General features: G+C 59.4%; 20 protein-coding genes. 10 read left to right on the forward strand and 10 right to left on the reverse strand.

All coding sequences use genetic code 11. The features are described 5' to 3' along the window. Positions 1-9: 9 nt before the first annotated feature. The gene (locus ASB66_RS02105) at positions 10-1,299 is read left to right on the forward strand and encodes an amidohydrolase family protein (RefSeq protein WP_060717196.1); all 1,290 of its coding nucleotides are present in this window, start codon (positions 10-12) and stop codon (positions 1,297-1,299) included. Here ASB66_RS02105 and ASB66_RS02110 read toward each other — a convergent pair. The 10 genes from ASB66_RS02110 to ASB66_RS02155 form a co-directional block, all read right to left on the reverse strand. Further along, a complete protein-coding gene (locus tag ASB66_RS02110) occupies positions 1,293-2,900 on the reverse strand; it encodes an amidohydrolase family protein (protein ID WP_060717197.1) in 1,608 nt (535 codons plus the stop codon). The genes ASB66_RS02105 and ASB66_RS02110 overlap by 7 nt on opposite strands. Then, positions 2,897-3,943: a questin oxidase family protein gene (locus ASB66_RS02115; RefSeq protein ID WP_081088968.1), complete on the reverse strand. Its 1,047-nt coding sequence runs from the start codon at positions 3,941-3,943 to the stop codon at positions 2,897-2,899. Before ASB66_RS02115 ends, ASB66_RS02110 begins: the two co-directional genes overlap by 4 nt. A 14-nt stretch (positions 3,944-3,957) precedes the next feature. Further along, entirely contained in the window at positions 3,958-4,776 is an 819-nt protein-coding gene (locus ASB66_RS02120; RefSeq protein ID WP_060717198.1) for a creatininase family protein, read from the reverse strand. Further along, positions 4,773-6,254 carry a SidA/IucD/PvdA family monooxygenase gene (locus ASB66_RS02125; protein WP_060717199.1) on the reverse strand — a complete coding sequence of 494 codons (1,482 nt, stop codon included), beginning with the start codon at positions 6,252-6,254 and terminating at the stop codon, positions 4,773-4,775. Before ASB66_RS02125 ends, ASB66_RS02120 begins: the two co-directional genes overlap by 4 nt. After that, complete coding sequence (locus tag ASB66_RS02130; protein WP_060717200.1) at positions 6,247-7,044, reverse strand: ABC transporter permease; 798 nt, start codon at positions 7,042-7,044, stop codon at positions 6,247-6,249. Before ASB66_RS02130 ends, ASB66_RS02125 begins: the two co-directional genes overlap by 8 nt. Further along, positions 7,041-7,919: an ABC transporter permease gene (locus ASB66_RS02135; RefSeq protein WP_060717201.1), complete on the reverse strand. Its 879-nt coding sequence runs from the start codon at positions 7,917-7,919 to the stop codon at positions 7,041-7,043. The genes ASB66_RS02130 and ASB66_RS02135 overlap by 4 nt, the downstream gene beginning before the upstream one ends. Then, complete coding sequence (locus ASB66_RS02140; RefSeq protein ID WP_114386197.1) at positions 7,916-9,031, reverse strand: ABC transporter ATP-binding protein; 1,116 nt, start codon at positions 9,029-9,031, stop codon at positions 7,916-7,918. The genes ASB66_RS02135 and ASB66_RS02140 overlap by 4 nt, the downstream gene beginning before the upstream one ends. Before the next feature lie 3 nt (positions 9,032-9,034). Beyond that, on the reverse strand, positions 9,035-10,117 hold the full coding sequence (locus tag ASB66_RS02145) for an ABC transporter substrate-binding protein (RefSeq protein ID WP_234612904.1): 1,083 nt from the start codon (positions 10,115-10,117) through the stop codon (positions 9,035-9,037). A 111-nt stretch (positions 10,118-10,228) separates the two neighbouring features. Beyond that, the gene (locus tag ASB66_RS02150) at positions 10,229-11,242 is read right to left on the reverse strand and encodes a LysR family transcriptional regulator (protein WP_060717203.1); all 1,014 of its coding nucleotides are present in this window, start codon (positions 11,240-11,242) and stop codon (positions 10,229-10,231) included. Between the two features lie 155 nt (positions 11,243-11,397). Continuing rightward, a complete protein-coding gene (locus ASB66_RS02155) occupies positions 11,398-14,016 on the reverse strand; it encodes a winged helix-turn-helix domain-containing protein (RefSeq protein ID WP_081088969.1) in 2,619 nt (872 codons plus the stop codon). Between the two features lie 146 nt (positions 14,017-14,162). Between ASB66_RS02155 and ASB66_RS02160 the strand changes: the two genes are divergently transcribed. From ASB66_RS02160 to ASB66_RS02200, 9 genes are all read left to right on the forward strand, one after another. Continuing rightward, complete coding sequence (locus tag ASB66_RS02160) at positions 14,163-15,584, forward strand: amidase (RefSeq protein ID WP_060717205.1); 1,422 nt, start codon at positions 14,163-14,165, stop codon at positions 15,582-15,584. Between the two features lie 40 nt (positions 15,585-15,624). Beyond that, positions 15,625-17,178: an ABC transporter substrate-binding protein gene (locus ASB66_RS02165; RefSeq protein WP_060717206.1), complete on the forward strand. Its 1,554-nt coding sequence runs from the start codon at positions 15,625-15,627 to the stop codon at positions 17,176-17,178. 161 nt (positions 17,179-17,339) lie between these two features. Continuing rightward, entirely contained in the window at positions 17,340-18,263 is a 924-nt protein-coding gene (locus ASB66_RS02170) for an ABC transporter permease (RefSeq protein ID WP_060717207.1), read from the forward strand. Next, a complete protein-coding gene (locus tag ASB66_RS02175; protein ID WP_060717208.1) occupies positions 18,260-19,108 on the forward strand; it encodes an ABC transporter permease in 849 nt (282 codons plus the stop codon). Before ASB66_RS02170 ends, ASB66_RS02175 begins: the two co-directional genes overlap by 4 nt. Further along, positions 19,105-19,938: an ABC transporter ATP-binding protein gene (locus ASB66_RS02180; RefSeq protein WP_060717209.1), complete on the forward strand. Its 834-nt coding sequence runs from the start codon at positions 19,105-19,107 to the stop codon at positions 19,936-19,938. Before ASB66_RS02175 ends, ASB66_RS02180 begins: the two co-directional genes overlap by 4 nt. Continuing rightward, on the forward strand, positions 19,935-20,819 hold the full coding sequence (locus tag ASB66_RS02185) for an ATP-binding cassette domain-containing protein (RefSeq protein WP_060717210.1): 885 nt from the start codon (positions 19,935-19,937) through the stop codon (positions 20,817-20,819). The genes ASB66_RS02180 and ASB66_RS02185 overlap by 4 nt, the downstream gene beginning before the upstream one ends. 87 nt (positions 20,820-20,906) lie before the next feature. Next, the gene (locus ASB66_RS02190; RefSeq protein WP_060717211.1) at positions 20,907-22,556 is read left to right on the forward strand and encodes an ABC transporter ATP-binding protein; all 1,650 of its coding nucleotides are present in this window, start codon (positions 20,907-20,909) and stop codon (positions 22,554-22,556) included. Positions 22,557-22,935: 379 nt separating this feature from the next. Further along, positions 22,936-23,385 carry a MarR family winged helix-turn-helix transcriptional regulator gene (locus ASB66_RS02195; protein ID WP_060717212.1) on the forward strand — a complete coding sequence of 150 codons (450 nt, stop codon included), beginning with the start codon at positions 22,936-22,938 and terminating at the stop codon, positions 23,383-23,385. A gap of 82 nt (positions 23,386-23,467) precedes the next feature. Next, positions 23,468-24,799, forward strand: coding sequence for an NAD(P)/FAD-dependent oxidoreductase (locus ASB66_RS02200; protein ID WP_060717213.1), 1,332 nt, complete (start codon positions 23,468-23,470; stop codon positions 24,797-24,799). The last annotated feature ends 75 nt before the right edge of the window (positions 24,800-24,874 follow it).

Below are 24,874 nucleotides of genomic sequence, written 5' to 3' on the forward strand. Positions count from 1 at the left end.
AAACTCACCATGTTCGATCTCATTATCCGAAATGCCAACCTGCCAGATGGCCGCCAGGGTTTCGATATTGGCCTCTTTGGCAGGCGGATCACCGCCATCGAAAAGCGGCTTGATGCAGTCTGCGGCGAGGAGATCGATGCAACGGGCCGTCTCGTCAGCCCACCCTTTTGCGATCCGCATTTTCACATGGATGCAACGCTGTCACTTGGCATGCCGCGCATGAATGTATCAGGCACTTTGCTGGAAGGTATCGCGCTCTGGGGTGAACTGCGACCGCTGCTGACCAAGGAAGCGCTGGTTGAGCGCGCCCTGCGCTACTGCGATCTCGCCGTCTCCCAAGGCCTGCTGTATATCCGCAGCCATGTCGATACTTCCGACCCGAGACTGGTGACGGCAGAAGCCTTGATTGAGGTGCGCGAACGGGTGGCACCCTATATTCAATTACAGCTCGTGGCCTTCCCGCAGGATGGTTATTATCGTGCGGAAGGCGGCGTGGCCTCGCTCAACCGCGCACTGGATATGGGCATCGACATCGTCGGCGGCATTCCGCACTTCGAGCGTACGATGGAGGAGGGACGGCTGTCGCTGGAGGCTCTCTGCCGTATTGCCGCTGAGCGGGGCCTGCCAGTCGATATCCATTGCGACGAGACCGACGACCCGATGTCACGCCATATCGAGACGCTGGCGGCAGAAACCATTCGCCATGGGCTGCAAGGCCGGGTGGCAGGATCGCATCTCACCTCCATGCATTCCATGGACAATTATTATGTCTCCAAGCTCATTCCGCTGATAGCGGAAGCGCAAATCAACGTCATACCCAACCCGCTCATCAACATCATGCTGCAAGGCCGCCACGACACCTATCCGAAACGCCGTGGCATGACGCGGGTGCGCGAACTGATGGCCGCAGGCCTGAATGTCTCCTTCGGTCAGGATTGCACCATGGATCCATGGTATTCAATGGGATCGGCCGACATGCTGGAGGTTGGTCACATGGCCATCCACGTCGCACAAATGGGCGGGCTGGATGACAAGAGACAGATTTTTGACGCGCTCACCGTCAATTCGGCAAAAACCATGGGTCTCGAAGGCTATGGTCTGGAGATCGGCTGCAAGGCCGATCTCATCGTGTTGCAGGCCGCTGACGTGTTTGAGGCGCTGCGCCTCAAGCCATCACGCCTGTTTGTGGTCAAGGGTGGCAAAGTAATTTCCCGCACCGCGCCGCGCATCGGTGAGTTGTTTCTGGAGGGGCGCCCTGCGGAGATTGATAGTGGGCGTGATTACGTGCCGGTTTACTGATCCGACATTGAATTATAGCGGTAACGACGGTAGCCCTTACCCATGCCCAGCTGGCGCAGGCTGGATTCGAGATGCGGCAGCAGCGCCTCAACCGCCTGCCAGGCGTCCCGTTCCGCTGATGTTTCCGGGCGTGATAGAATGGCCTCGATTTCCGCCATGACAGCATCGCGGTCCACGGTTGTCACGCGGCCGCCATCGACGACCAGCCGCCCGCCAACGAAAACCTGTTCTATGGCATGACGCCCGCCGCGATGCAGCAGCGCTTCCACGGGTAGCGTGCGCGGGTTGATGGCTGGGCGGGCGATGCGGTCTTTGTCCATCAGCACGATGTCGGCCTGCCAGCCGGGTTCGAGGCGTCCGGTAAAGCCACCAAACCCGGCAGAGGCCGCACCATGTTCGCTGGCCATTTGCAGCACGGCGCCCGCATTCGGTCGGTCGTTCCAAAGGCCGGTTTCCCGGTGCAGTGCCCAGACCAGTTTCATTTCCAGTGTCATGTCGCGGTCGTCGGCAATATTCGACTGGTCGATGCCGAGGGCCAGCGGAATGCCACGCCGCCGCATTTCGTTGACCGGCGCAATCCCGCTGCCGAGCCTGAGGCCGGAAGAGGCATTGTGGCAGATGGTGCAGCCGCAGGAGGCGATGATGTCGAGATCCTCGCCGCTCATCCAGTTGCCGTGGCCAAGCGTTACATTGGCATCGAGGCATTGCAGTTTTTGCAGATGCTGGACGGCGCTGCGGCCATAAGTATGCCTGACAAATTCCGCCTGCCGCTCGGTTTCGAGAAGATGCATGTGGACATTTCCACCTGCCGCTTTAGCCGTCTCGAAAATCGTCTGCAAGGCATCATCGCTGCACCAGTGCAGATTGGCGGGCGCAAGATTCATGCGGATATGCTGTGGGCTACCCTTCATGAAACGGGCGCGCAGATCGGTGTAGAATTCCATCAGCCGGGGGACAGGAATATCGGCATTGGCCAGTTGCGGCGCAATCCAGTCTCGCGCCTTGGCGGGCAGGCGGCTCAAGATATCGGCATCCGGCTCGTAGGACAGAATATTGCGGTCGCGGATCATGAAGCAATAGCCGAGCCGCATGCCGATTTCGCCATAGGCTGAGACGGTTGCTTCTGCCGTCTGCATCCAGCTGTCCGGCGTGCCGGAAAAGCCGCTATGGATGTGCTGCACGGTGGTCGTGCCGCTTTCCAGCATTTCGATGGCTGAATAAAGCGTATCCAGCCGTTGGTCGATGCGGCGCATGGCGCGAAATTGCGGCAGCCACAATTCCAGCGGCGCGAAAGGCACGCCCTGCATCAGCGGCGTCACACCGAAATGGTGGTGCGCATTGACGAGGCCCGGCATGGCAATCATCCGGCGTGAGCCAAAGCGTGGCAGGTGGTCGTTGCCATAGCCCACCGCTTCCATCGGCCCGATCTGGGCGATCATGCCTTTCTCGACGCGGATGCCGACATCGTGACGCATGGTCATTTTGCCATCCGCGCCAAGGCCAGTCAGCCCGGTGCCGGCCTCAAGGCCGGTCAGCACGGTGCCGGCCTCGATGATGCAATCTGCGCTGGGATAGTCCGGCATCGTAGTGGTTTGCGTCATATCCGATAGTCTCCAATCAGCCCGAGACGCCGCGCCGCGGCAACGCGATAGAGCGGGTCTGCATAGATCGTCATTTCCTGGGCTGCCGAATAGACAAGGCTGATGTCGTGTTCGTCATAGCTGCTGGCTGCCGCCGCAAAAATCTCTGGCCAATCCGGGGTGGGCAACGCACGCCAGCGGGAGATCTCCTCCTCCGGCGGCAGGGCTGGAAAGTCCAGTTCCCGCATCAGCGCCGCAATCGCCTGCCAGAAGACCCGCAGCAGGGTATTCTGGGTTTTCGGGTCGCATGTGGGGCTGAGTAGGCGTATCCAATGCAGGCCGGTGACCACATGCAGGGCGGCGAAATGCTGGGTGGCCGCAAATAAGCGGATGGCGACAGCGGCCATTTTTTCCATCGTATCAGAGCCGATCTCCAGCCAGTCTACAACAGGAACAAAGTCGGGCAGGGCGGCAGCGTCACGCATGTTTTGCCACAGAAGATCATGTAGCGTCAGCGTGTGCATGGGGGCGATCAGCGTGACCCGGCGTAGCACCTCTGCTGGATCGTCGGTGACCGGGCTTGCGCCGGTCGCAGGCGGCAGTGCCAGATAGGTCGCCGCCCAATAGGCAAGCGCAATGGCGATATCATCTTCGTTTTGGCGCAACACGCCATAGGCCGTGCGCATCAGGGCATGAAAGGCGCTTGCCGCCACGCCTGGTGCAAGATCCGGTAGATAGTGCTTGAGCGCTGCCTCTATCCCAAGCCGGGAGACTTCAGCGGAAAAAAACAATCGCAGATCCGGCTCCCGCTCCCGTTGGCCCAGCACAGAACGCCAGCTTGCTGCATCGAGCGGCGTGGATGGCTGGCCGAAGGGCAGCAGTTTTTTATAGCTTTTATAATGGTCGAAAAACCGGCGCATCTGGGCAGGTGTGCCGCCAATTTCGGCCAGGGCGCAGAGCACCATGGGGGCGTGGTTGGCGAAGGTGCCGGTAAATTCCGATCCCCAGGCGGGCATTTCGGCGAGCAGTGCCTCGACCGCCGCTGCTTTGGCTGGCGCCATCATGGTGTTCTCCTCGCTCAGCACGGGTTCGAAAAGCGCGTCTGCGATGTCAGTTGCGAAAGATCGAAGGCCTGGGTCGCGGCAATCAGGCTGACAAGTCCATCGGCGGCGCGATCAAGCACGATCTGGCCCTTCTGCGCGGTTGCATTGGCGGCATTGCCGCAGACGCCCGCCGGATGCAGATCCTGGGCCTGCCAGCCGAAACCAACGGCACCTTCTGCCGTTAGCATGCTACCGGCCTCGGCAATCGCCACCGTCAGGGGGATGAAATCCTCGGCTTTGTCCATGGCCACCCGCTCCGGCGCAATTGCCAGCATCATGCTGGTTTCGATGTCGCCGCCATGGATGCCGTGATCGATTTCCGCGCGCGAAAACAGATCCTCCACCGGGGCGATGCGGAACCAGGAACAGGAAACCGCCAGCATGCCAAGCTCGATGCGAATATCGCGGCACACGATGTCCATCAGTGCCATCTGGCCGCCATGGGAATTGAACAGGATCAACTTCGCAGCACCCGCACGCTTGACGCTGCGGGCCACATCCAGCCAGACGTGCCGCAGCGTTTCGCCGGAGATTGCCAGCGTGCCGGGGAAGGCGATGTGCTCGTCGGATTTCCCCACCGTCATGGGCGGCAGGAACAGGACGTCGGTGTCCGGCTGCAAGCGTTCCACCGTGCGCCGGATGATCTCTGCATTGATGGCCGCATCGACATCGACGGGCAGATGCGGGCCGTGCTGCTCGACAGCGGCGATGGGAAGCACCACGACGGTTTTTGAGAAATCACGTTCGGCAAAGGCTTGGGTTGAATGATCCACCCAGTAGAAAGACCTGATCATGATGCTTTTTCCATCATCCGTGCCGCATTTCGGGCAGCAATATCAGCTTCGAAATCATCGCTGACCGGCAGGTCCTGCGAGCGATAGGCCTCCAGCCCCGGCAGGATGGCCTGTTCCTGATCCAGCAGCAGCCGGCGCTCGATGCCGCGCACCACCCTTGGCAAAGCGTAGCGATGGCCGCTGATTGAGGTGGAATGCGGGCCATGGCTGATGAAACTTGCGCTGTTGAAGGCAAAGACCCGGCTGACCCAGCCGTCTTCTGGTGCCTTCGGTAGGAACGCATAATAGGGGTCGAGATAGGGCAATTGCGACAGCCGCGCGTCTTCCTCTCCGGCTGAAGGCGTGAAATGTTCACCCCAAAGCGCAACCTTTGGAGCCAGCGTTTTCAATTCCGGGCGCGCTGAGAGATCGACATCCATGCCGGTGGCCAGCAACAGGTGATCGAAGACCAGCACGCCATCGGGCGTTTTCACCGACACCGCGCCGTCCTTTTCACGCACCTCCAGCCACGGTGTGGCGGGGCGCAGGGTAAAGCCCGGTAGGGCCATTGCCGTCTCAAAGGCACGAACCGGGGGCGGCTGGTCGGTGCTGCGGAAAAACCGGGCGATTTGCCAGCGAGTATGGTCGGACAGCCCGCCGAAACCACTGAGAAGCGGCGGTGCTTCCAAAGCGCGGTGCGGATTGGTGCGCGGCAGACGTGTCCGGCGAAAGCAGAGATCGACCGAGGCAGCACCGCTGTTCAGCGCGGTGACGGCATTGTCGAAGGCCGAGGCACCGTGACCGAGAATGCCGATCCGCTTGCCTTTCAAGCGATGGAAATCCACCGGTCCGTTGGTATGGTTATAGAACTCTGTTGGCAAAGCGTCTGAAATGAAGTGCGGCACTCGCCATGCGCCTGCGCCATCAAAGCCGGTGGCCAGAACCACGGCCCGCGCCAGATGGCGCTCGACATGTCCTTGCCGCAGAGTGGTGACGGCCATCAGGTCGCCTTCGGGCGCCACATCCGTAACGCTGGTCTCATTGGTAATGGCAATGTCGAAAACCTCGGCATACCAGTCCAGATAGGCCTTCCAATCGGTGCGGGGGATGCGGCCCAGCGCCTGCCAAGCCTCAATGCCATAGCGGGTTTCGAACCAGCGGCGCACCGAGAGATTGGCGACGTTGAATTCGTTGCCGACCGCCGTTTTTGGGGTGCGCAATTCTTCCATGCGGGCAAAGGTGGTCCATGGCCCTTCCGCACCAGCCGGAGCGCTGTCGAACAGACGGACCTGCTGGACCCCATCCCATTTCAGCGCCGCCGCAATGGTGATCGCCGATTGTCCCCCACCAACGATGGCGACATCGCAGACGGATGGGGCCGAGTCTGGCAGTGGCGCAAGCCAGGGAGCTGCCGGATAGGCGAGGGCAGTAAGATCGGCCCTTGCAGCGTCCTTTAAACGGGAAAGAGCTGCGACGGCGTCGGGGAGAGGGTCAAGCATGGTCTGAGGGTCCTGAAACACTATGTTTGTGCCGGTTGCGGCGATAAAGCTCGCTGGCAATGACGATCAAGGCTGTCAGCATAAGTACCACCACCTGCATGGCATTGAGGTCGGGCTTCAGCTCACGCCGGAATTGCGAGGCGATAATCAGCGACAGCGGCTGGGTGCGACCGGCGAGAAACATCGAGATGGTCAGATCGGCCAGCGACAGGATGACACCGATGGAATAGGCAGCACCAATGGCGCCTTTCAGCTGCGGCAGCACGATGCGGCGAAAGCTTTGCCAGGGGGTAGCCCCCAGATCACGGGCGGCATCTTCCAGCCGTTTGTCGAGGCGGATGACGGTGGCGGCAATAATGGTGGTGGCAAATGGGATGGCGATCAATGTTTGCGCGGCGATCAGTGCACCGGCCCCGCGTCCCAGCCCCATCCAGTTCATCAGCATGGCCTGGGCAATCGACAGCACCGTTTTCGGCACCAGAAACGGCAGCACGATCAGAAAAATGAAGACCGGACGAAGGGCGAGCCTGGGCGAAGCAAGTGCCAAAGCTGCGCAAAGTCCGATCAAGGCCGCCAGGATGCCGACCGGCTGTGAGATCAGGAAACTGGTCAGGAAGCCATTGAGAAAGGTCGCATTGCCGAACAGGTCTTCGTACCAGGAAAGTGTGAAGCCGCTTAAGGGAAAGGCCATCAGGCTGGATGCATTGAAGGAAAACAGCGCCAGAACGATGATCGGCAGATAGAAGAAGCCGACGCCGAGGCCAAGAGTCAGTGAGATCCGCCGGTTCATTTCAATCCCCCCTGAAGAACAGCCCGCGCGCCTTTCAGTCGCAGCAGCAGCCAGGCCATAGCGCTTGCCGTTGCAAACAGCGCAATCAGCAGGCTCAGCGCTAAGGCCGAGGCGAGCGGCCAGTCGAAAGCTGTGCCAAACAGGTTGTCGATCATCGCCATCGGTGTGGTGCCGGATGTGCCGCCCAGCAGGCTTGGGGTCATCATGTCACCGGCGGCCAGCGCAAAGACTGCCAACAGCCCGACGGCAAGACCCGGCACCGTCAGCGGGAAAATCACCCTTGTGAAGGCATCGAGCGGTCTGGCACCGAGATCGCGGGCCGCTTCGATCAAGCGCCGGTCAATCAATTCCGTCGAAATCCAGATTGGTAATACCATAAAGGGTAGGCAATTGTAGAGAAGGACGAGATGGGTGGTGAAGGGGGAAAACAACAGGAACTTGACGGGCTGATCGACCAGACCAAGCCATTTCAGCACGGCATTGACCAGCCCTTCCGAGCCGAGAACCACCCGCCAGGCATAGATGCGGACGATTTCGCCGGTATAAAGCGGCGTCAGCAATACGATCTGGGCAATCCCCTTCCAGGCGATAGGCAGGCGGGAGATGGCGAGCGCGATGGGATAACCGAGCAATGCCGCCAGAAGGGCGGTGACCAGTCCTGATAGAACCGCCTTGCCGATCAACAGGGCAAAGACCGGATTGGATATCATCTGGCTCCAACTGTGCAGGGAGAGGTCCGGCACCATGACGAAGGCATCCAGATCCACCGTGAACAGGCTGAAGGCCATTAGCAGCATCAGCGGCAACAGACAGCCCAGGACCAGCAGCAGCGAGACGGGAAGCGCCAGATGGGCGCGGCTGAGAGCGAGCGTCATGATGCAAGCCTCGTGATGAAGCATGAAGCAGTGTCGAGCGCCATCGCGATTGTCGAGCCCGGTTCCGCTGGTCGGTCAGCCATCAGCCGCACGGTTACGCCTGATATGTCCGCCTCGATCAGGTAACGGTCGCCCTTGAAGACGGCATGCCGGACTTTCCCCGTGAGAGCGAGAGTTGGTGCAGCATGTCCATCCGTTGCGCCAAGCCGCAAATGTTCCGGCCGGATGACCAGGGCTGCGCGTTCGCCTTTCGCAAGACCATGGATGGCCGGGGCGGTGATGGTTCCAAGCGGCGTCCCGATGGTTGCCGTCTCCGTATCAAGCGCCAGGATCTCGCCCTCCACCAGGCTCGCCGAGCCGATAAAATCTGCCACGAACGTGTCGGCGGGTCTCGCATATAGCGTCACGGGGTCGGCTTTCTGGGCGATGCGGCCCTTGTTCATCACCACGACGATATCCGACAGCGCAAACGCTTCTTCCTGGTCATGGGTGACATAGACGAAAGCAATGCCGAGGCGCCGTTGCAGGTCTTTCAACTCGATCTGCAAATGCCCGCGCATCTTGCGATCCAGTGCCGAAAGCGGTTCATCAAGCAACAACAGATGCGGCTCGGCAATGATGGCACGCGCCACCGCCACCCGCTGCTGCTGGCCACCGGACAGCTGATGCGGATAGCGGCTGGTAAATTCCCCCATGTGCACGGCGTCCAGCGCCCGCTTCACCCGCGGTGCCGGGTCCTGCGCGCCACGGCGCAGGGTGAGCGAAAAAGCAACATTCTCAAACACGGTCAGATGCGGGAACAGCGCATAATTCTGGAACACCGTATTGACCGGTCGCCGTTCCGGCGGCACGCCCGTGAGTGAGCGACCGTCGAGAACCAGCGATCCGGCATCCGGGGCCTCAAAACCGCCGATCATCCGCAGGATCGTCGTCTTTCCGCAGCCGGAGGGGCCGAGAAAGGTGGTGAAGGCGCGCTCTGGAATCTCCAGATCCACGCCATCGACCGCACGGTTGCGGCCATAGGACTTGACGAGGCCTCTTGCGGACAAGAGCATCGGCAAACCGGTTCCGACGTTTTGGTCGCCTGCTGTCGTATCCCATGCCTGCGTCATGCTTCAGCTCGCCTTGACTTCGTTCCAGATTTTCAACCAGTCGGAATAATTGGGCGGGGCCACCGGCCACATGAAGGATTTCATCACGTCCATGTCATCAACGAAGATCGTTGCCTGTTCCTCATGCGATAGCTTGTCTCTGATGACGGAGGAGGTGGTGGCGTAATGGCCGATCCGGGCCACATCGGTGGAATAGCTCGGACCAAGCAGATAATTGATGAATTTATAGCCAATCTCGGTCTTTTCCGGCGAAAGATTGGCGGGCATGCCGAAGCAGTCACACCAGCCCATCACGCCAGCCTTCGGCTTGGCCATGCCCATCGGCAGTTTGGCCTGTAGCTCGTCATAGGGTACGCGCCAGGAGAAGGCACAGGAGACTTCGCCGGTGGCGAAGAGATTGGTCAGGTCGCCGATGGTCTGCCAATAGGTGCGCAGCAGCGGCTTCTGGGTGATGAGCAGTTTCTTTGCCTCGGCCAGTTCCTTGGCCTCCATGACGAACACTTTGTCGCGCGGCACACCGGCTACCAGCCCGGCGATGGCGATGGATTCCAGGGCGTAATCGCGCATGGCGAGCTGGCCGGAATATTTCGCATCAAAGAGCGTGGTATAATCAGGCTCCTTCTCGAACTTGTCCTTGCGGTAGACAATCGGGTTCAGGCCCCAGAGATAGGGAATGGCAAAGGTCTTGCCGGCATCGTCCATCACCTTCGGTGTGGATTTGAACACATCATACATCAGGCTGGCATTGGGAATTTTCGACAGGTCCAGCTCTTTCAGCAAACCGGCCTTGATATAGCGCCAGCTGCCGTTCAGCGATGGGTTGATCATGTCCCAATCGGCGGCGGCCCCGGTTTTCAGCGCGGCAAACTGTGCGTCCTCGCTGGAGAGATAGGAAAGCTTGACCTTGACGCCGGTTTCCTTTTCGAAGCCGGCGACATATTCGGGATGGCCGTTGGAGTCCCAGGTTGCCCAGACCATGTCGGAGACCGCAGCGCGTGCGATGCCCGCATTTGAAACCACTCCTGCGGCGGCCCCCGCCGCCATTCCCGCCAGCACGTCACGCCGTGTGATACCTGTCCGTTTCATGGAGCCCCATCCGGTTCTTGTTGCGATGAGGACAGTGTGCGGACTTTCGATCCAAACGGCCATAAGGCAAAGGCAATAGTGTCTATTGCCTTTGCCTGCACTGGGCTGCCATCAGCCTGGTTGCCAGCTGGGCTGCCGACTGGAGTGCATGTGGCGCACCGGCGGAAGAGGCAAGGGACTGACGCGGTCGAGCGCTTGTATCTCTGCACAGGCATTCTTGATCATCCTGCGCAGCCATGCCTGGTCGGGCGCATGATGTTTGCGGTCGTGCCAGAGCGTATAGAAATGCATCTGCCCCAATTCGACCGGAGCGTCCAGCACCGCGAAGGGGAAGGTTTGCGCCACCTGTTCGGCAAAGTGCCGTCCGGTGGTGAAGACGAGGTCTGAGCGCGCCAGCACGTAAGGCGCGATGGAATATTCCGGCACCGTGGCGCGGATATGCCGTTTGACACCGAGATCGAGCAACCGTCCGTCGATGGGGCTGAATTGCGCATCGCGTTCTGACGTCGGCGACAGATGGCTTTCCTCGAGATATTCATCAAGCCGGATGCGATCCCGGTCGCGGCGGGCAAAACGATGCGTGGATCTGACCATGCAGACGATATCCGTCTTCAGCATCGGTGCGATGCGCAGGTGCTCCGGCGGGTGGGGCCAATTGCCGATCACCGCGTCGATCCGGCCTTCCGACAGTCCCGACAGAAGATCGTCTTGCGATGGCATCGGGGAGGCGTCGATGGAAATGCCGGGGGCCATGTCGGTGATCGCGCCGATCAATTGCGGCATGAAGACGGTGCCGAGACAATTGCTGGCAACCACGCGAAAATGCCGAACGGATACGGCGGGATCGAAAGCGGTCGGAGAAATCAGATGGGTATCGATCCGTCCGAGAATGTCGTTCATGGCCGAGCGCAGCGCCACCCCGCGCTCGGTCGGCACCAACGCACTGCCGGAACGCACCAGCAGCGGGTCCTGGAAAATATCGCGCAGTCGCTTCAAGGTCAGGCTGACGGTCGGCTGCGCCTGGCCCAGTAGATCGGCGGTACGCGATACGCTGCATTCCGTCAGCAGCAAGCGCAAGGTGCGCATCATGCGGATATCGAGATTTGCATAGGCTTGCTCTGACATGCTCGTACTCCTTTGACGGTGAGTAACTTGATGAAAAGCATTTTCTATGCCAGTTGCTGACTTGATAACGGGGCCTTCCCGCTTTCGAGCCTTAGTCTATGCCACGGCACAGCCGCCGCCAGCATAGATCCCAATCACACCTTCAGTCCCACCAGCTATTCAAGGGTTTTCAGAACAGCTTGGGTTCGGCTTTTCACACCCAGCTTGGCGAAAATGTTCTTGGCGTGCGATTTCACTGTGTTCAAATTGATATCGAGCCTGGTGGCGATTTCGCTGTTGGAAAGCCCCCACCGCATCAATTGCAGGACGTCGTCTTCCCGCTGCGTCAACTCAGTGAGCGAGCCACGCAGACTGAGGCGGGCCTCCTGCCTTTGCCCTCCGCCAGGGTTCGGCGACGCGGCGACGGGTGAAACGAAATCACGCAAGATGCGCCGCGTCGCCATGGTGTCATACTCAACATCCGCAGGTCGCGTCCCCTCGCCCTCATGGGCGGGCGCGATGACGGTGGCGAGCGCCTCTGCCTGTCGCGCCATCAGAATACGACCTTCCTGCCGCGCCCCTGCGGCAAGCGCCCGAAGCTTTTCTGCTGCCGCATCGATCTGACCGGCATTGCGCAGGATTCTGGCCTCGACGATGCGAAATGGGTCCCATATCGGCCAGGCCGAGGAAGGAAACCGGTTGCGCGCCTCTGGCAATTGCAGGGACAGCCGTTCCCATTCGCGGCGGCCCTCCGCAGGGTTGTTGAGACGAAAGGCCCGGTCGGCCCGCTCTATACTGAGCTGGAATTCGAGGCGAAAATCTTCCGCCTCGTAGGCTCGTCTGCTGGCACGAACGAGAAGTGCCGTTGCCTCCTCGACCCGGCCCGTTATATCGAGAAGCCGCACGAGACCGGTTGTGGCAATCAGGATCCGTTCGCACAGCCCGGAAACATCCGTTGCCTTTTCAGCTGGGATCGCCCGTCGCCACAGGCGCTCGGCCTTCTCAATATCATTGTCGTCATAGGCAATCAGTCCCAAAAGTGCTGATGGCAGCGCGACCATATAGGAGTGTTCGCCGAAATGCTGTTCGGCAATCGCCAGGGCTTCGACAATCACATGCCGGGCTTCCTGAAACAGCGCACGGGCGAGGTAGGACATGGCGGCAATGCAGCGGGAATGAATTCCGCCCCAATGACAGGCCATGTCGTCATAGACGCCATTTGCCCGCCATGTCAGCCGCTCCGCCAGGTCCAGCTTGCCGAGATTGAAGGCGAAATAGCTGTGAATGGAATCGAGATCGACCTGTCCGAACGCTAACCGATCAAGCTCTTTTCCTGCCAGTTGGGAGAGATGAAAATCTCCGACTGTGAAATCACCGCCATAGGCGCCGATGAGCGCCCGCATGAGATGAAGCCGTCCGCTGATATCGAGACCCGTGCGTGCCGCGATGAGGGATACAGGGCTATTCGGGTCGCTTTCCGCCGCCTCTATCGTCTGAAGGGTTTGCTCGGCTTGCAAGAAGCGGCGCATGTTGATGGATCGCCACACTTGCAGGAAAAGCAGAAGCGGCCTTTCCTCGCGGGCATCCCGGGGCAGTTGCTGCATCCAGCGGGAATAGGTGTCGAAACGGCCATGGCTGAGATAGTCGTACAGGCAATAGGTTTCTATCAGCTCCGCCGCCCATTTGGACTGGCGCGCCAGAAAGGCATGACGGACGGCATCAACGGGCGACCCATTGTCGATGAACCATTGCGCGGCGCGGGCGTGAATATCTTCGACAGCAGGCCGGTCATCGCCATAAAGACGGGTTTGCAGAAATTCCTGGAACAGATGATGATACTTGTACCACCGCTGGGTTCCCGGAAGCTCAACGACAAACAATTGGCTTTGCTCCAGGAAGGCCAGCATCCGGTCCCCGTCAAACCGACCGGTCACGGCGTTGCAGAGGTCGGCATTCAGCGTTTCCAAGAGGGAGGTCTTGGCGAGGAAGTCGCAAATCTCGGCAGGCAGTCCGGCAATGACTTCCTCCAGGAAATAGTCGGCAAACGCACGATGGCTTCCAGATGGCGCAGCGGCGACGAAATTGCCCGTCGCTCGCCCTGTGACCAGGGCTGCCAGCCGCAGGCCGACCGCCCAACCCTCGGTATGACCATGCATCTGGCGGCTTTCGTCAGCCGTCAAGGCGACATTGGAGGCGGTGCGAAAAAACGCCTCAGTCTCCTCCTCACTGAAATGCAGGTCTTCCACGGCAATGTCGATCATCTCGCCATTGGCCCGGTATCGGCCAACGGGTATGGCGGGCCGGTTGCGGCTGGCGAGCACGACGGTCAGGCTCGGCAAGCGGCTGGCGAGGATCGTATTGATCGCCTCGCCACCATCGCCGCCTTCGGCCAAATGGTAATCGTCGATAAACAAGGCCAGCGGCTGACGGATGGATTGATCCGTGAGCAGGGCCGTCAGGCGTTGCAGCGCGTCGGCGCGATCAAGGGAGGGCAGAGGGTCGCGATGATCACTGAGCGATTGCTGAAGTGCCTGAAGCAGGCCCTCGGCGAAACTCAATGGGTCCTTGTCGTCGTCGCTTGCCGAATACCAGACGGTCGAAAACCCGGCATCCGACAGGCTCCGATGCCATTGGGCCAGAAGCGTGGTCTTGCCGGAGCCAGCCGGGGCATGGACGAGCGCCAGCCGGTGATTGCTGAGAAGCTGCGACAGTCGCGTCAGGCGCGGACGGTCGATCAGGCCTGTCGAAGCGCTGGGCGGCACAGATCGTCGGTTTAAAAGGCGCGTTCGTTGCACAGGGCCCCCCTGAAATCATAGAGTGCGCTGAGCCTATCACTCTTTAGGGTGAGATTGGAAAATTTTAGCATCTCACCCTTCGGGATCATGCCAAAAATAAGTGCTGGCCGTATTTTTAGGCAACTTCGCCATTGGAGACCGGAAAATTGCAGTTAAGCGAATATCAAACCTATGATGCGACTGGACTGGCAGAGCTTGTTGCAAAGGGTGAAGTCCAGCCAACCGAATTGCTGGAAACAGCGCTTGCTGGCGTGGCGGCGACCAATCCCACATTGAACGCCATTGTCGCGACATTCGAAGACGAGGCTCGCCGCTTCATAAAGGAAGAGCTGAAGGATGGCCCGTTCAAAGGCGTCCCTTTCGTTTTGAAGGACCTCACCGCGCATTATGCCGGACAGCCAACGGGGGCCGGATGGCCGCCTCGCGCTTCTGTCACACCGCAGCAAGACAGCGAACTGGTGCGTCGCTACAAAAAGGCGGGGCTTGTCACTTTTGCCAAGACGGCGGTACCGGAGCTGGCCATGGACTGGACGACCCGCTCGCGGGCGCATGGCGTCACCAATAATCCGTGGAATCCGGGTCGCACGGCGGGGACGTCCAGCGGTGGCACCGCAGCGGCGGTTGCCGCGGGCATCGTGCCGATGGGTCATGGCAATGACGGCGGCGGGTCGATCCGTGTGCCATCCTCCGTCTGTGGATGTTTCGGCATGAAGCCGAGCCGGGGCCGCAATCCGGTTGCGCCTGCGGGCAGCACCTGGCAGGGCATGCTGGTGGAACATGCGCTAACCCGCTCCGTCCGCGACAGCGCTGCCCTTCTTGATGCGACCGCCGGACCGCATAGAGGGCAATTCTTCAACAGCCCGGCAGGGGGGCAATTCGCGGACGAGGTGGGACGCGATCCCGGCAAGCTGAGAATTGCCGTTTCGACCAGAGCGCCTTACGGCGCAGAAACCCATGCCGATTGCAAGGCTGCGGTCGCCGAGACTGTCAAGCTGCTTGAGAGCCTGGGTCATCATTGCGAGGCTTTCGATATCGACTTGCCGGATGATGGCTGGGATGCTTTTGAGACATATATTCTCGCTGAATACGCAACCGACATGCGCCTTGAGGAAGGTGTCCTCGGGCGCAAGCTGACGCAGGATGATTTTCCTCAGATGCTGTGGGACATGATCGAGGCTGGAAACCGCATCAGCGCGGTCGATGTCAATATCGCCACGACGCGCCTGCATGAGGTTGCGTCAGCCGTTTCCTCGACATTCGAAACCTTCGATCTCTTCCTGTCGCCAACCCTTGCCCAGCCACCGCTTCCGCATGAGGCCTTCCCCGCCTCGACCTCGATGCGCGGACACTATGCGTTTTATCTGTCGTGGATGCCTTATACGCATATTTTCAACGTCAATGGATCACCGGCCATGTCGGTGCCGCTCGTCTGGAACGACGAAGGTCTGCCGATTGGTGTTCAGTTTGCGGCTGCACCGACGGGCGAAGGTCTGTTGTTCAGACTTGCCGCGCAGTTGGAGGCCGCTCGTCCATGGAGTAATCGGCGACCGCAGATTTCGGTCGCATGAAACTGAAACGCATAAAAATACAAAACAAAGGGAACGACGCATGAACCACAAACCAGACAAATCCCCGCTTGCCCGCAGCGCCGCTGCCGTGGTCGCACTTGCCGCAGCTCTCACCGGGTTTTCAGCCAGCGCTGCCGAGTTGACCGTTGCGCGCTCTGTCGATGCCGATGGCCTCGATCCGCAAAAGGCAAGCACGACACAGTCCTTGCAGATCACCAACCTGATCTTTGATACATTGCTGACGATGGCCAAGGACGGTTCCGTCCATCCGGGCCTGGCCAGTGCCTGGACGATGGCGCCGGATGGCAAATCCTATGATTTCACCATCCGCGACGGCATCAAATGCCACGATGGCAGCACGTTTGATGCGGCGGCGGCCAAGGCCAGCCTGGACCGGGCGCTCGATCCCGCCACCGTCAATCCGAACCTGTCGGCATGGGGTCCTATCACCAAAAGCAGCGTCGAGGGCAAGGTGCTGAAAGTCACTCTGTCCGAACCCTATGGTCCCTTCACGTCCTTCCTCACAAGCATCCAGGCAGCCTTTATCTGCCCGTCCTCGGCATCGGCCAAGGAATTCAAGCCGATCGGCACCGGCCCGTTCAAATTCGTCAACTGGACCCGCAATGACAGCATCCAGTTGGAGGCGAATGCCGATTACCAGAACGCCAACCCTCTGATCGAAAACCCCGGCAAGCCGCATATCGACAAGTTGACCTTCAAGGTCATCCCGGAAGCGGTGGCCAGAATGGCCGCTCTGCGCTCCGGCGAGGTCGATATGGTCGAACCGTCTCTGGAAGAAGCCGCCGACCTGAAGGCCGACAGCAATTTCAAGGTCTACGCAGCAGACCTGTCCGGACAGCAAATGCTGGCCGCCTTCACCTGGAAGATCAAGCCGCTCGACAATCCGGATATCCGCAAGGCGATCGGCATGGCAATGAACCGCGACGCCTATGCGTCTATTGCCTTTGAAGGTCTCGTCAACACCGCCAATTGCCCCGTGGCACCGAACCTGTTTGCGACGGATGAGGCACTTTGCGCCATCTGGGGCGTCAAATATGACCCCGAAGCCGCCAAGGCTTTGATGGCCAAGGCGGGCTATACACCGGAAAAACCGCTGAAGGTGAAGCTTCTCGTTCACAAGCTACCGGGCTGGGACCAGATGCACCAGATCATGCAGCAGGATCTGGCTGCCATCGGCGTCCAGGCCGAGATCGAGACCCGCGAAGTGGCCGCCTATTTCGACTATATGAAGGGCGTCAACGAACGTACCGATGGCGAACCTGCCGTGTGGACCATGGGCATGTCGGGTGTCGACCCGGACTACCTCACTTTCCTTTGGAAACGTCCCGGCTTTGTCAATATGGGCATCAATGCCGACCTCGATGGCATGCTGGATGAGCAGCGCAAGCTTTCAGGTGATGCTCGCGCCGCCAAGATCCATGATATTGAAAAATATCTGATGGAGAATGCCTATGCGATCCCGCTGCTGTCGCCTGGTTGGGGCTGGCTGATGGCATCGACATCGAAAGTCGATGGCTTCAAGATGGGCTTCATGGTCTCGCTGCTGTTCAACGACGTGAGCGTCAAGCCATAATAGGGAACTGCTGCTCCGGCTATTGCATCATTCTTTAAACCGGAATCGGTTTAAAGAGAAAATTATGCAGCAGATATAAAGCGCTACAACGGACTTCTGTGCGTCATATAGGGCGCACGGCGCTGTAGGCCGGAGCAGCCTTCCGATACAAACGGGTTCCAATGCTTGTTCTCATTTTAAAACGGCTGCTCATTGCCCTGGCGACGGTTGTGTCTGTCATTATCCTGTCGGGCATTCTCATCCATATCGTTCCTGGCGATCCGGTCACCGCGATGATGGCGCAATCTGTGACCGCAAGTCCGGAAGCGATGGCGCAAATGCGGGTCAAGCTGGGGCTTGATCTTCCAGTATGGCAGCAGGTCGCGCTTTACACCTGGCACGTTTTCCAGGGTGATCTTGGCATGACGATCCGCGGCAACGAACCTGTCGCAAGACTTCTGCTCCAACGGTTGCCGAACACCTTTGTTCTGGCTGTTTCGGGGCTCGGCGTTGCGCTTGCCATCGGCATACCGCTGGGCTTTCTGGCGGCAATTCACCGTGGAAAACTGACCGATACGGCGGTGATGGTAATTGCGGTGCTGGGTGTCTCCATCCCCGGTTTCTGGTTGGGGCTGATCATGATCCAGGTGTTTTCGCTGAAGCTCGGCTGGTTGCCGGTCGCGGGCTCGGGTTTTCGCAACATCATCCTGCCAGCCCTCACGCTGGGTCTGACCTACTGCGCCCTGGTGGCGCGCATGACACGCTCCGCCCTCGTCGAGGTCCTGGCCGAAGACTATATCCGCACGGCCCGCGCGCGCGGGCTTCGTGAGTATCAGGTGCTTTTGGTTCATGCCCTGAAGCCAGCGCTTATCAGTATTGTCACCGTGGTCGGGCTGGTCTTTGCCTATCTTCTCGGCGGTCAGGTGATCATCGAGAATGTCTTTTCGTGGAATGGCATTGGTCGCCTGGCCGTTCAGGCCATGCTGGAGCGTGACTATCCGATGATCCAGGGCTTCATTGTCGTCTTCGCCAGTTCGGTTGTCATCGTCTCGATGCTGATCGACATTCTCTACGGCTTTCTTGATCCCCGCATGAGGCAAAGATGACCAGCATCGCAAAACGCAGCATGTTCTCTCTCAGATTGCCTGTCAGTGTGACGATAGGGCTGGCCTTGGCACTTGTCATCGTGCTGCTCTCTCTACTGTCATCCTATATTGCTCCGTTTGATCCGATGCGGATGGCGTCAGGCCCCCGCTTGTCGGCGCCATCGGCAGCGCATCTTTTCGGAACCGACGAATTTGGCCGCGACCTTTTCAGCCGCGTGCTGCTCGGCGGACGGTTGTCGCTTGGCATCGGCCTCAGCGCTGTCGTCAGCGGTTTGGTGATCGGCGGTCTCATCGGTCTGATCGCCGCTTTCGGTGGCCGAATTGTCGAGGCTTTGCTGTTGCGGCTTATCGATGTGCTCTACTCGTTTCCCGATACGTTGATCGCCCTTGCGCTGGTCGCTTTCCTCGGGCCTGGAATAGAGAATGCAACGCTGGCAATCGCCATCAGCCTCGTTCCCTTTTATGCGCGGGTGGCCTATGGCCTTGCGGCTGCCGAGCGGGCAAAACCCTATATCGAGGCCGCCAGACTTGCAGGCACCCGGTCCGCGCGGCTGGTCCGCGTCCATGTTATGCCGAATATCGTGCAAAGCCTGATCGTCATGGCAACACTCGGATTTTCGTCCGCCATCCTGTCCGCCGCCGGGCTTTCGTTTCTGGGGCTTGGGGTCCAGCCGCCATCGCCGGAATGGGGCGCCATCCTTGCCTCGGGGCGCAATTATATCACCAAAGCCCCGTGGATATTGATCTTTCCGGGATTGGCGATCTGCCTCACCGTCCTTTCCCTCAATCTGATCGGTGACAGTCTCAGGGACCTCATCGACCCCCGCCGAAAGGCAAGGCCATGACGCAACCTTATCTGCGAGTCCGCGATCTGACGGTTGCCTTCCCAACCAGACAAGAGCCGTTCGCCGCTGTCGATGTTGTCGGGTTCGACCTTGCCCGGGGAGAGATCCTCGCCCTTGTCGGCGAATCCGGCAGCGGCAAGAGCATGACGTCGCTATCGATCATGCGTCTTCTGCCCGAGGCGGGGACAATGTCAGGCACAATCGAGATCGATGGGCAGAATATTGCCGGGCTTCAGCGCCGGGACATGGAAGATGTGCGCGGCGCGAAAATCGGCATGATCTTCCAGGAGCCGATGACGTCGCTCAATCCGGTCCTGACCATCGGCCGCCAGATGAGTGAAGGTTTGATCCGTCATAAGGGTATTGCGCGCCGTCTGGCGCTGGAGCACGCCATTGCCGCCCTTGAGGATGTTCGCATTCCCGAACCCCGGCGCATTCTCGGCCAGTATCCGCATCAACTGTCCGGCGGGATGCGCCAGCGTGTGATGATTGCCGCTGCCCTGACCCTGAAACCCGGCGTGCTGATTGCCGACGAGCCGACCACTGCGCTCGACGTGACAGTCCAGGCGCAGGTGCTGGATCTGCTTGTCGATCTCAAACTGCGCCACGGATCAGGCATTCTGCTGATCACCCATGACATTGGTGTGGTTGCCGAAACGGCGGATCGTGTCGCAGTCATGCGCGGCGGGCGCATCGTTGAAACCGGCCCGGTCGAGCAAATTCTGTCCGCACCGCAGCATGACTATACCAAAGCGTTGCTGGCCTCACATCTCACCGTCGAACGGGCGATGCGGCAGCGCCGCGACAAGACAAAGGCTGGTGCCAGATGACGACAGAACCAATCCTCGCCCTTGAGAATATCCGCAAGGTATTTTCCGCGAACGGTCGAGAGGTGAGGGCGCTCAATGGCGTTTCTCTCAGTCTTGGGCGCGGTGAAACGCTCGGGGTGATCGGCGAAAGCGGCTCTGGCAAATCGACGCTGGGCCGTATCGCCGTGGGGCTTGAAACCGCCAGCAAAGGCACGATCCGCATCGGCGGGACCGATATTGCCGGTCTTTCCGCGCCATTACGCCGAGAGGCGTTTCGCCATTGTCAGATGATTTTCCAGGACCCTTATTCCTCCCTCAATCCCAGGCTGAAGATCGGTCGCCAGATCGGGGAGGGGATCTACGCTACCGGCGTCGCCAATTGGAAAGAGATCGGCGAGAGCGTTGCGGATCTTTTGGAGAAAGTCGGGCTCAAGCGGGACTATGCGGATCGCTATCCGCATGAGTTTTCCGGTGGCCAGCGTCAACGGATCGCCATTGCCCGTGCGCTTGCGCCAGGGCCGCAGGTGGTGATTGCCGATGAACCCGTTTCTGCCCTCGATGTCAGTATCCAGGCCCAGATTCTCGACCTGCTGGCCGATTTGCAGAAAGAGAATTTTCTGTCCTACCTGTTCATCTCGCATGACATGGCCGTCGTCGCGCATCTCTGCGACCGGGTTGCCGTGATGCATCATGGCCGTATCGTGGAATATGGCCCGGTCGAAGCAATCGTTGAACATGCCCAGCATCCTTACACGAAGAGCTTGCTTGAAGCCGTTCCGCGCCTTGGCCGCCGCCGCAGCGGTGAGCGACATGTGCCAGTCGCGCTGCCTACTCATGGCGACGACGATCCCTATGAGGCGGTTTCGCCCGGTCATTGGGTCTTGGCGCATCGTCATCTGTAACGGATTGGCGACCCTTGTGGCGTTACGGCATCTTTCTTGCATCTGTCTTTTCAAAAGAACGTGACGCGCAACAATAAGGGGTAACTCATGCCGAAATCCGTTCAAGACGATGCAAGCGAGGCGGGTAAGCTGCTGTCCGTGCAAGGATTGACTGTCGGCTTGCCGCCGGGCATGGACCGCCGATATGCGGTGGAAGATATGTCCTTCGACCTGAAGGCTGGAGAAATTCTGTGCATTATCGGCGAGTCCGGCTCGGGAAAATCCGTGACGGCCAATGCCACGATGGGACTTCTGGCGTCATCTTTGCACATTGTATCCGGCAGCATCACGCTGGAGGGCCAGGAACTGGTGGGGGCGGATGCTGCCACCTTGCGCGCGTTGCGTGGCCGTGTCGTTTCGATGATCTTCCAGGACCCTTTGTCGGCGCTCAATCCCCTGATGACCGTGGGCGATCAGATCGCCGAGGTCATGGAAGCCCACGGCATTGGCACGCAGCAGGAGCGCCGGGTCCGCGTTCTCGAGCTGATCACCGAAGTGGGACTGCCGGACCCGGAACTGATGCAGCATCAATATCCCTTCCGATTGTCCGGCGGTCAACGACAGCGCGTGATGATTGCCATGGCGCTGGCGCTTGAACCGAAGGTGTTGATCGCTGATGAGCCGACCACCGCCCTTGACGTGACGACACAGGCGCAGATCCTTGAACTGATCGCGTCTATCCAGCGACGCAAGCAAATGAGCGTGATGTTCATCACCCATGATTTCGGCGTGGTGGCCGAGATTGCCGACCGTGTGATTGTCATGGAAAAGGGTCATGTCGTTGAACAAGGGCCGGCATCCGTGGTGCTGAAAAACCCTGATCATCCCTATACGCAAAGGCTGCTTGCCGCCGTGCCGCGTATGCGCGCCACCGACCGCGACAATGAGGCGGATACCCCCGTTGTTCTGGAGGCCCGCAATCTCTGCAAGACCTATGGCACAAGTTCAGGCTTCCTGTCGAAAGGACGCGTGATCAAGGCGGTCGATGATGTCTCGTTTACGATCGCCAAAGGCCGGACGCTGGGTATTGTCGGGGAATCCGGGTCGGGGAAATCATCGCTCGGCCGTCTTCTCGTCAAACTGATGAACAGTGATTCCGGCGAAATCCTCTTCGGTGGCCGTGATATTGCACCCCTGTCGGAAGAGGCCTTTCGCCCGATGCGGCCCTATATCCAGATGATCTTTCAAGACCCTTTCGCGTCCCTCAATCCGCGCCAGACCATTGGTCGCATCTTGACCGTCGGGCCGGTGGCGCAGGCGACGCCCATCCACGAGGCGCGAACAAGGGCGATGCGGCTTCTGGAGCGGGTCGGCCTGGATGCAGGCGCCTATGACCGGTACCCGCATGAATTTTCAGGCGGCCAGCGCCAGCGTATCGGCATAGCACGCGCATTGATGTTCAACCCCATGCTGATCGTCGCGGATGAAGCCGTTTCGGCGCTCGATGTTTCGATCCAGGCGCAGATCCTTCAACTTCTGACGGAAGTGCAGCAGGAAATGAAACTGGCCATGGCCTTTATCACCCATGATCTACGCGTCGCCAGCCAGATCTGCGATGAAATCGCGGTGATGTATAAGGGCCGTATTGTCGAATATGGACCGCCCTCACAGATTTTCCGCAACCCTACCCATGATTATACCCGTCAACTCGTTTCGGCTATTCCCGGAACCGAATGGGAGCCTGCCGTGATGGTGTAGAGCGGATTGGCCCGGCTTCAGCTCGAAATGACCTTGGGCGCTTGTCTTCAACCAAGGTTCGTCTGCCTGTCAATGGTGCAGGAAAGGGCATGTCTCTCAGGCGTTCGGCTATATTTTGGGCGGTATTGCGGGGTGCGTAAATTTGCATCTTCAATGTCAAAAAATAGTTGCAAATGTCCATTAATGAGCGTTCAATCCCGTCAAGAAAAGAGTAGGCGATAGAATGGTCCCACGTCTTTTCGTCAATATCACGGGTTCAACAAACTGAAAAAATTGTGCTTTCGGGCGTAAACCGAAAATCGGTTAATTGTATCTTTCGCTTGAGTAGCTCTGCGGTGGGGTGTTTTTTGTCGATGACGGTGGGGCAGGGGGTAGCCAGATGGCGGCGGTGGAACTGGATGTTCTGGAAAATGTCCTTAGCTATTACATCCGCACGATCAACATGGCGGTTTCCCGCGATCTCGATCAGAAACTTGGTAAGCTCGAAGTTGCCAAGGGGACCGGTAAGATCACCACGCTGCTGCTGGTCGATAGCCATCCGGGCATCCGGTCTTCTGTCATTGCGCAACTGATCTTCAAGGACAGGTCGGCCATGGTGCGGCTGGTCGATCAAATGGAAGAGCAGGAATTGCTGCGCCGTGAGGCGGATGATGATGATAACCGTGCTCAGGGGCTGTTCATCACGCCCAAGGGTGCTGCGCTGGCAAAACGTGTTCGTCCCCTCGTCGTGAAACAATCGCGGGATTTCTTTCCCGATATTACCGACGAAGAACATCAGATGCTGATCTCGGTACTCGGGCGTACCTATCGGCGCATCGTGGGGCTTTAGGGCTTCCCCTAGAGTTTGTCAGGGAAAAGTGGAGCCGGGTTTACCCGAAACAACAACTGCCAGCTTAAGGAGTTTTTCTGACATGCCAGGTCCCTATGTCGTTCCCGTCCACGGGGATGCGGAACTACCGAGCCACGTGGATGTCGTTGTTATCGGCGGCGGCATTATTGGTACATCCACCGCACTTGAACTCGCCGATCAGGGATTGAGAGTGGCGCTCTGCGAAAAAGGCGGCATCGGCCACGAACAGTCCAGTCGTAACTGGGGTTGGGTGCGGATTTCCAGGCGCGATCCGCGCGAAGTGCCGCTGATGGCCGAGTCGCTGCGCATCTGGGCAGATCTTAACCGCCGCACGGGCCGGGAAACCGGCTTCAAGCGTTCAGGTATCGTGTTTACCTGCGCCACCGAGAAGGAATTTGCCGAACACGAGCGCTGGAACAGCAATCTGGACGGCTACCAGATCGAAAGTCGGATGCTGAGCGCCAAGGAGTTCCGGGAGAAATATCCAGGCTCTGACATGAATATTGCCGGTGCGCTTTACACAGCGGGTGACTGCCGCGCCGAACCGCAGAAGGCGGCACCCGCTATTGCCGAGGCGGCCCGCGACCGGGGCGCTTTCATCCTCACCGAATGCGCGGTGCGCGGTCTTCAGCTTTCCGGCGGCAAGGTGTCTGGTGTGGTGACGGAGCGCGGCGAGATCGCCTGTCAGTCCGTCGTCCTGGCGGGCGGTGCATGGTCCAACCTGTTCTGCGGCAATAACGGCCTCGACCTTCCGCAGTTGAAGGTGATGAATTCCGTGCTGCGCACTAAACCGCTGGAGGGCGGACCGGAGGAGGCGATATGGTCGAATGGATTTGCCATTCGCAAGCGGTCGGATGGTGGCTACACGATTGCCAACGGCTTTCAGAACATCGTCGATATCGTACCGGCCTCTTTCCGCTATGCGCGCAATTTTCTGCCCGCACTGCGCCATGAATGGCGTTCTCTCGATCTGCGGTTGACGGGGCGGTTCTTTGACGAGTGGCGCATTCCGCGCCGCTGGTCGCTGGATGAGGCGTCTCCGTTCGAATACAATCGCGTGCTGGACCCTGTGCCGTCAAAGGCGATGACCGACGGTGCGCTGTCCCAACTCAAGAAGGCCTTCCCCATCTTCGAAAAGGCGGAGATTTCGCAGCGCTGGGCTGGCATGATCGATGTGACGCCCGATGCCATTCCGGTTATCGATGCCATCGATGCCATTCCCGGCTTTCACGTCGCCACCGGCTTTTCCGGCCATGGTTTCGGCATCGGACCGGCTGCCGGTCGGCTGATGGCTGATATCGTCACGGGACGCAATCCGATCGTCGATCGCAAGGACTTCCGGTTCAGCCGCTTTAGCGATGGCTCGAAAATCGAACTGATCAGCGGCTTTTGAATTCGACGTATCCTCAATCGCTCCAGCAGAGAGCGAGCAGGGTAAAGGTCGATAACCACCAGAAAAAAGGGAACA

This window comes from Gillisella vitis, assembly GCF_001541345.2.
GTDB classification, from domain to species: Bacteria; Pseudomonadota; Alphaproteobacteria; order Rhizobiales; family Rhizobiaceae; genus Allorhizobium; species Allorhizobium vitis.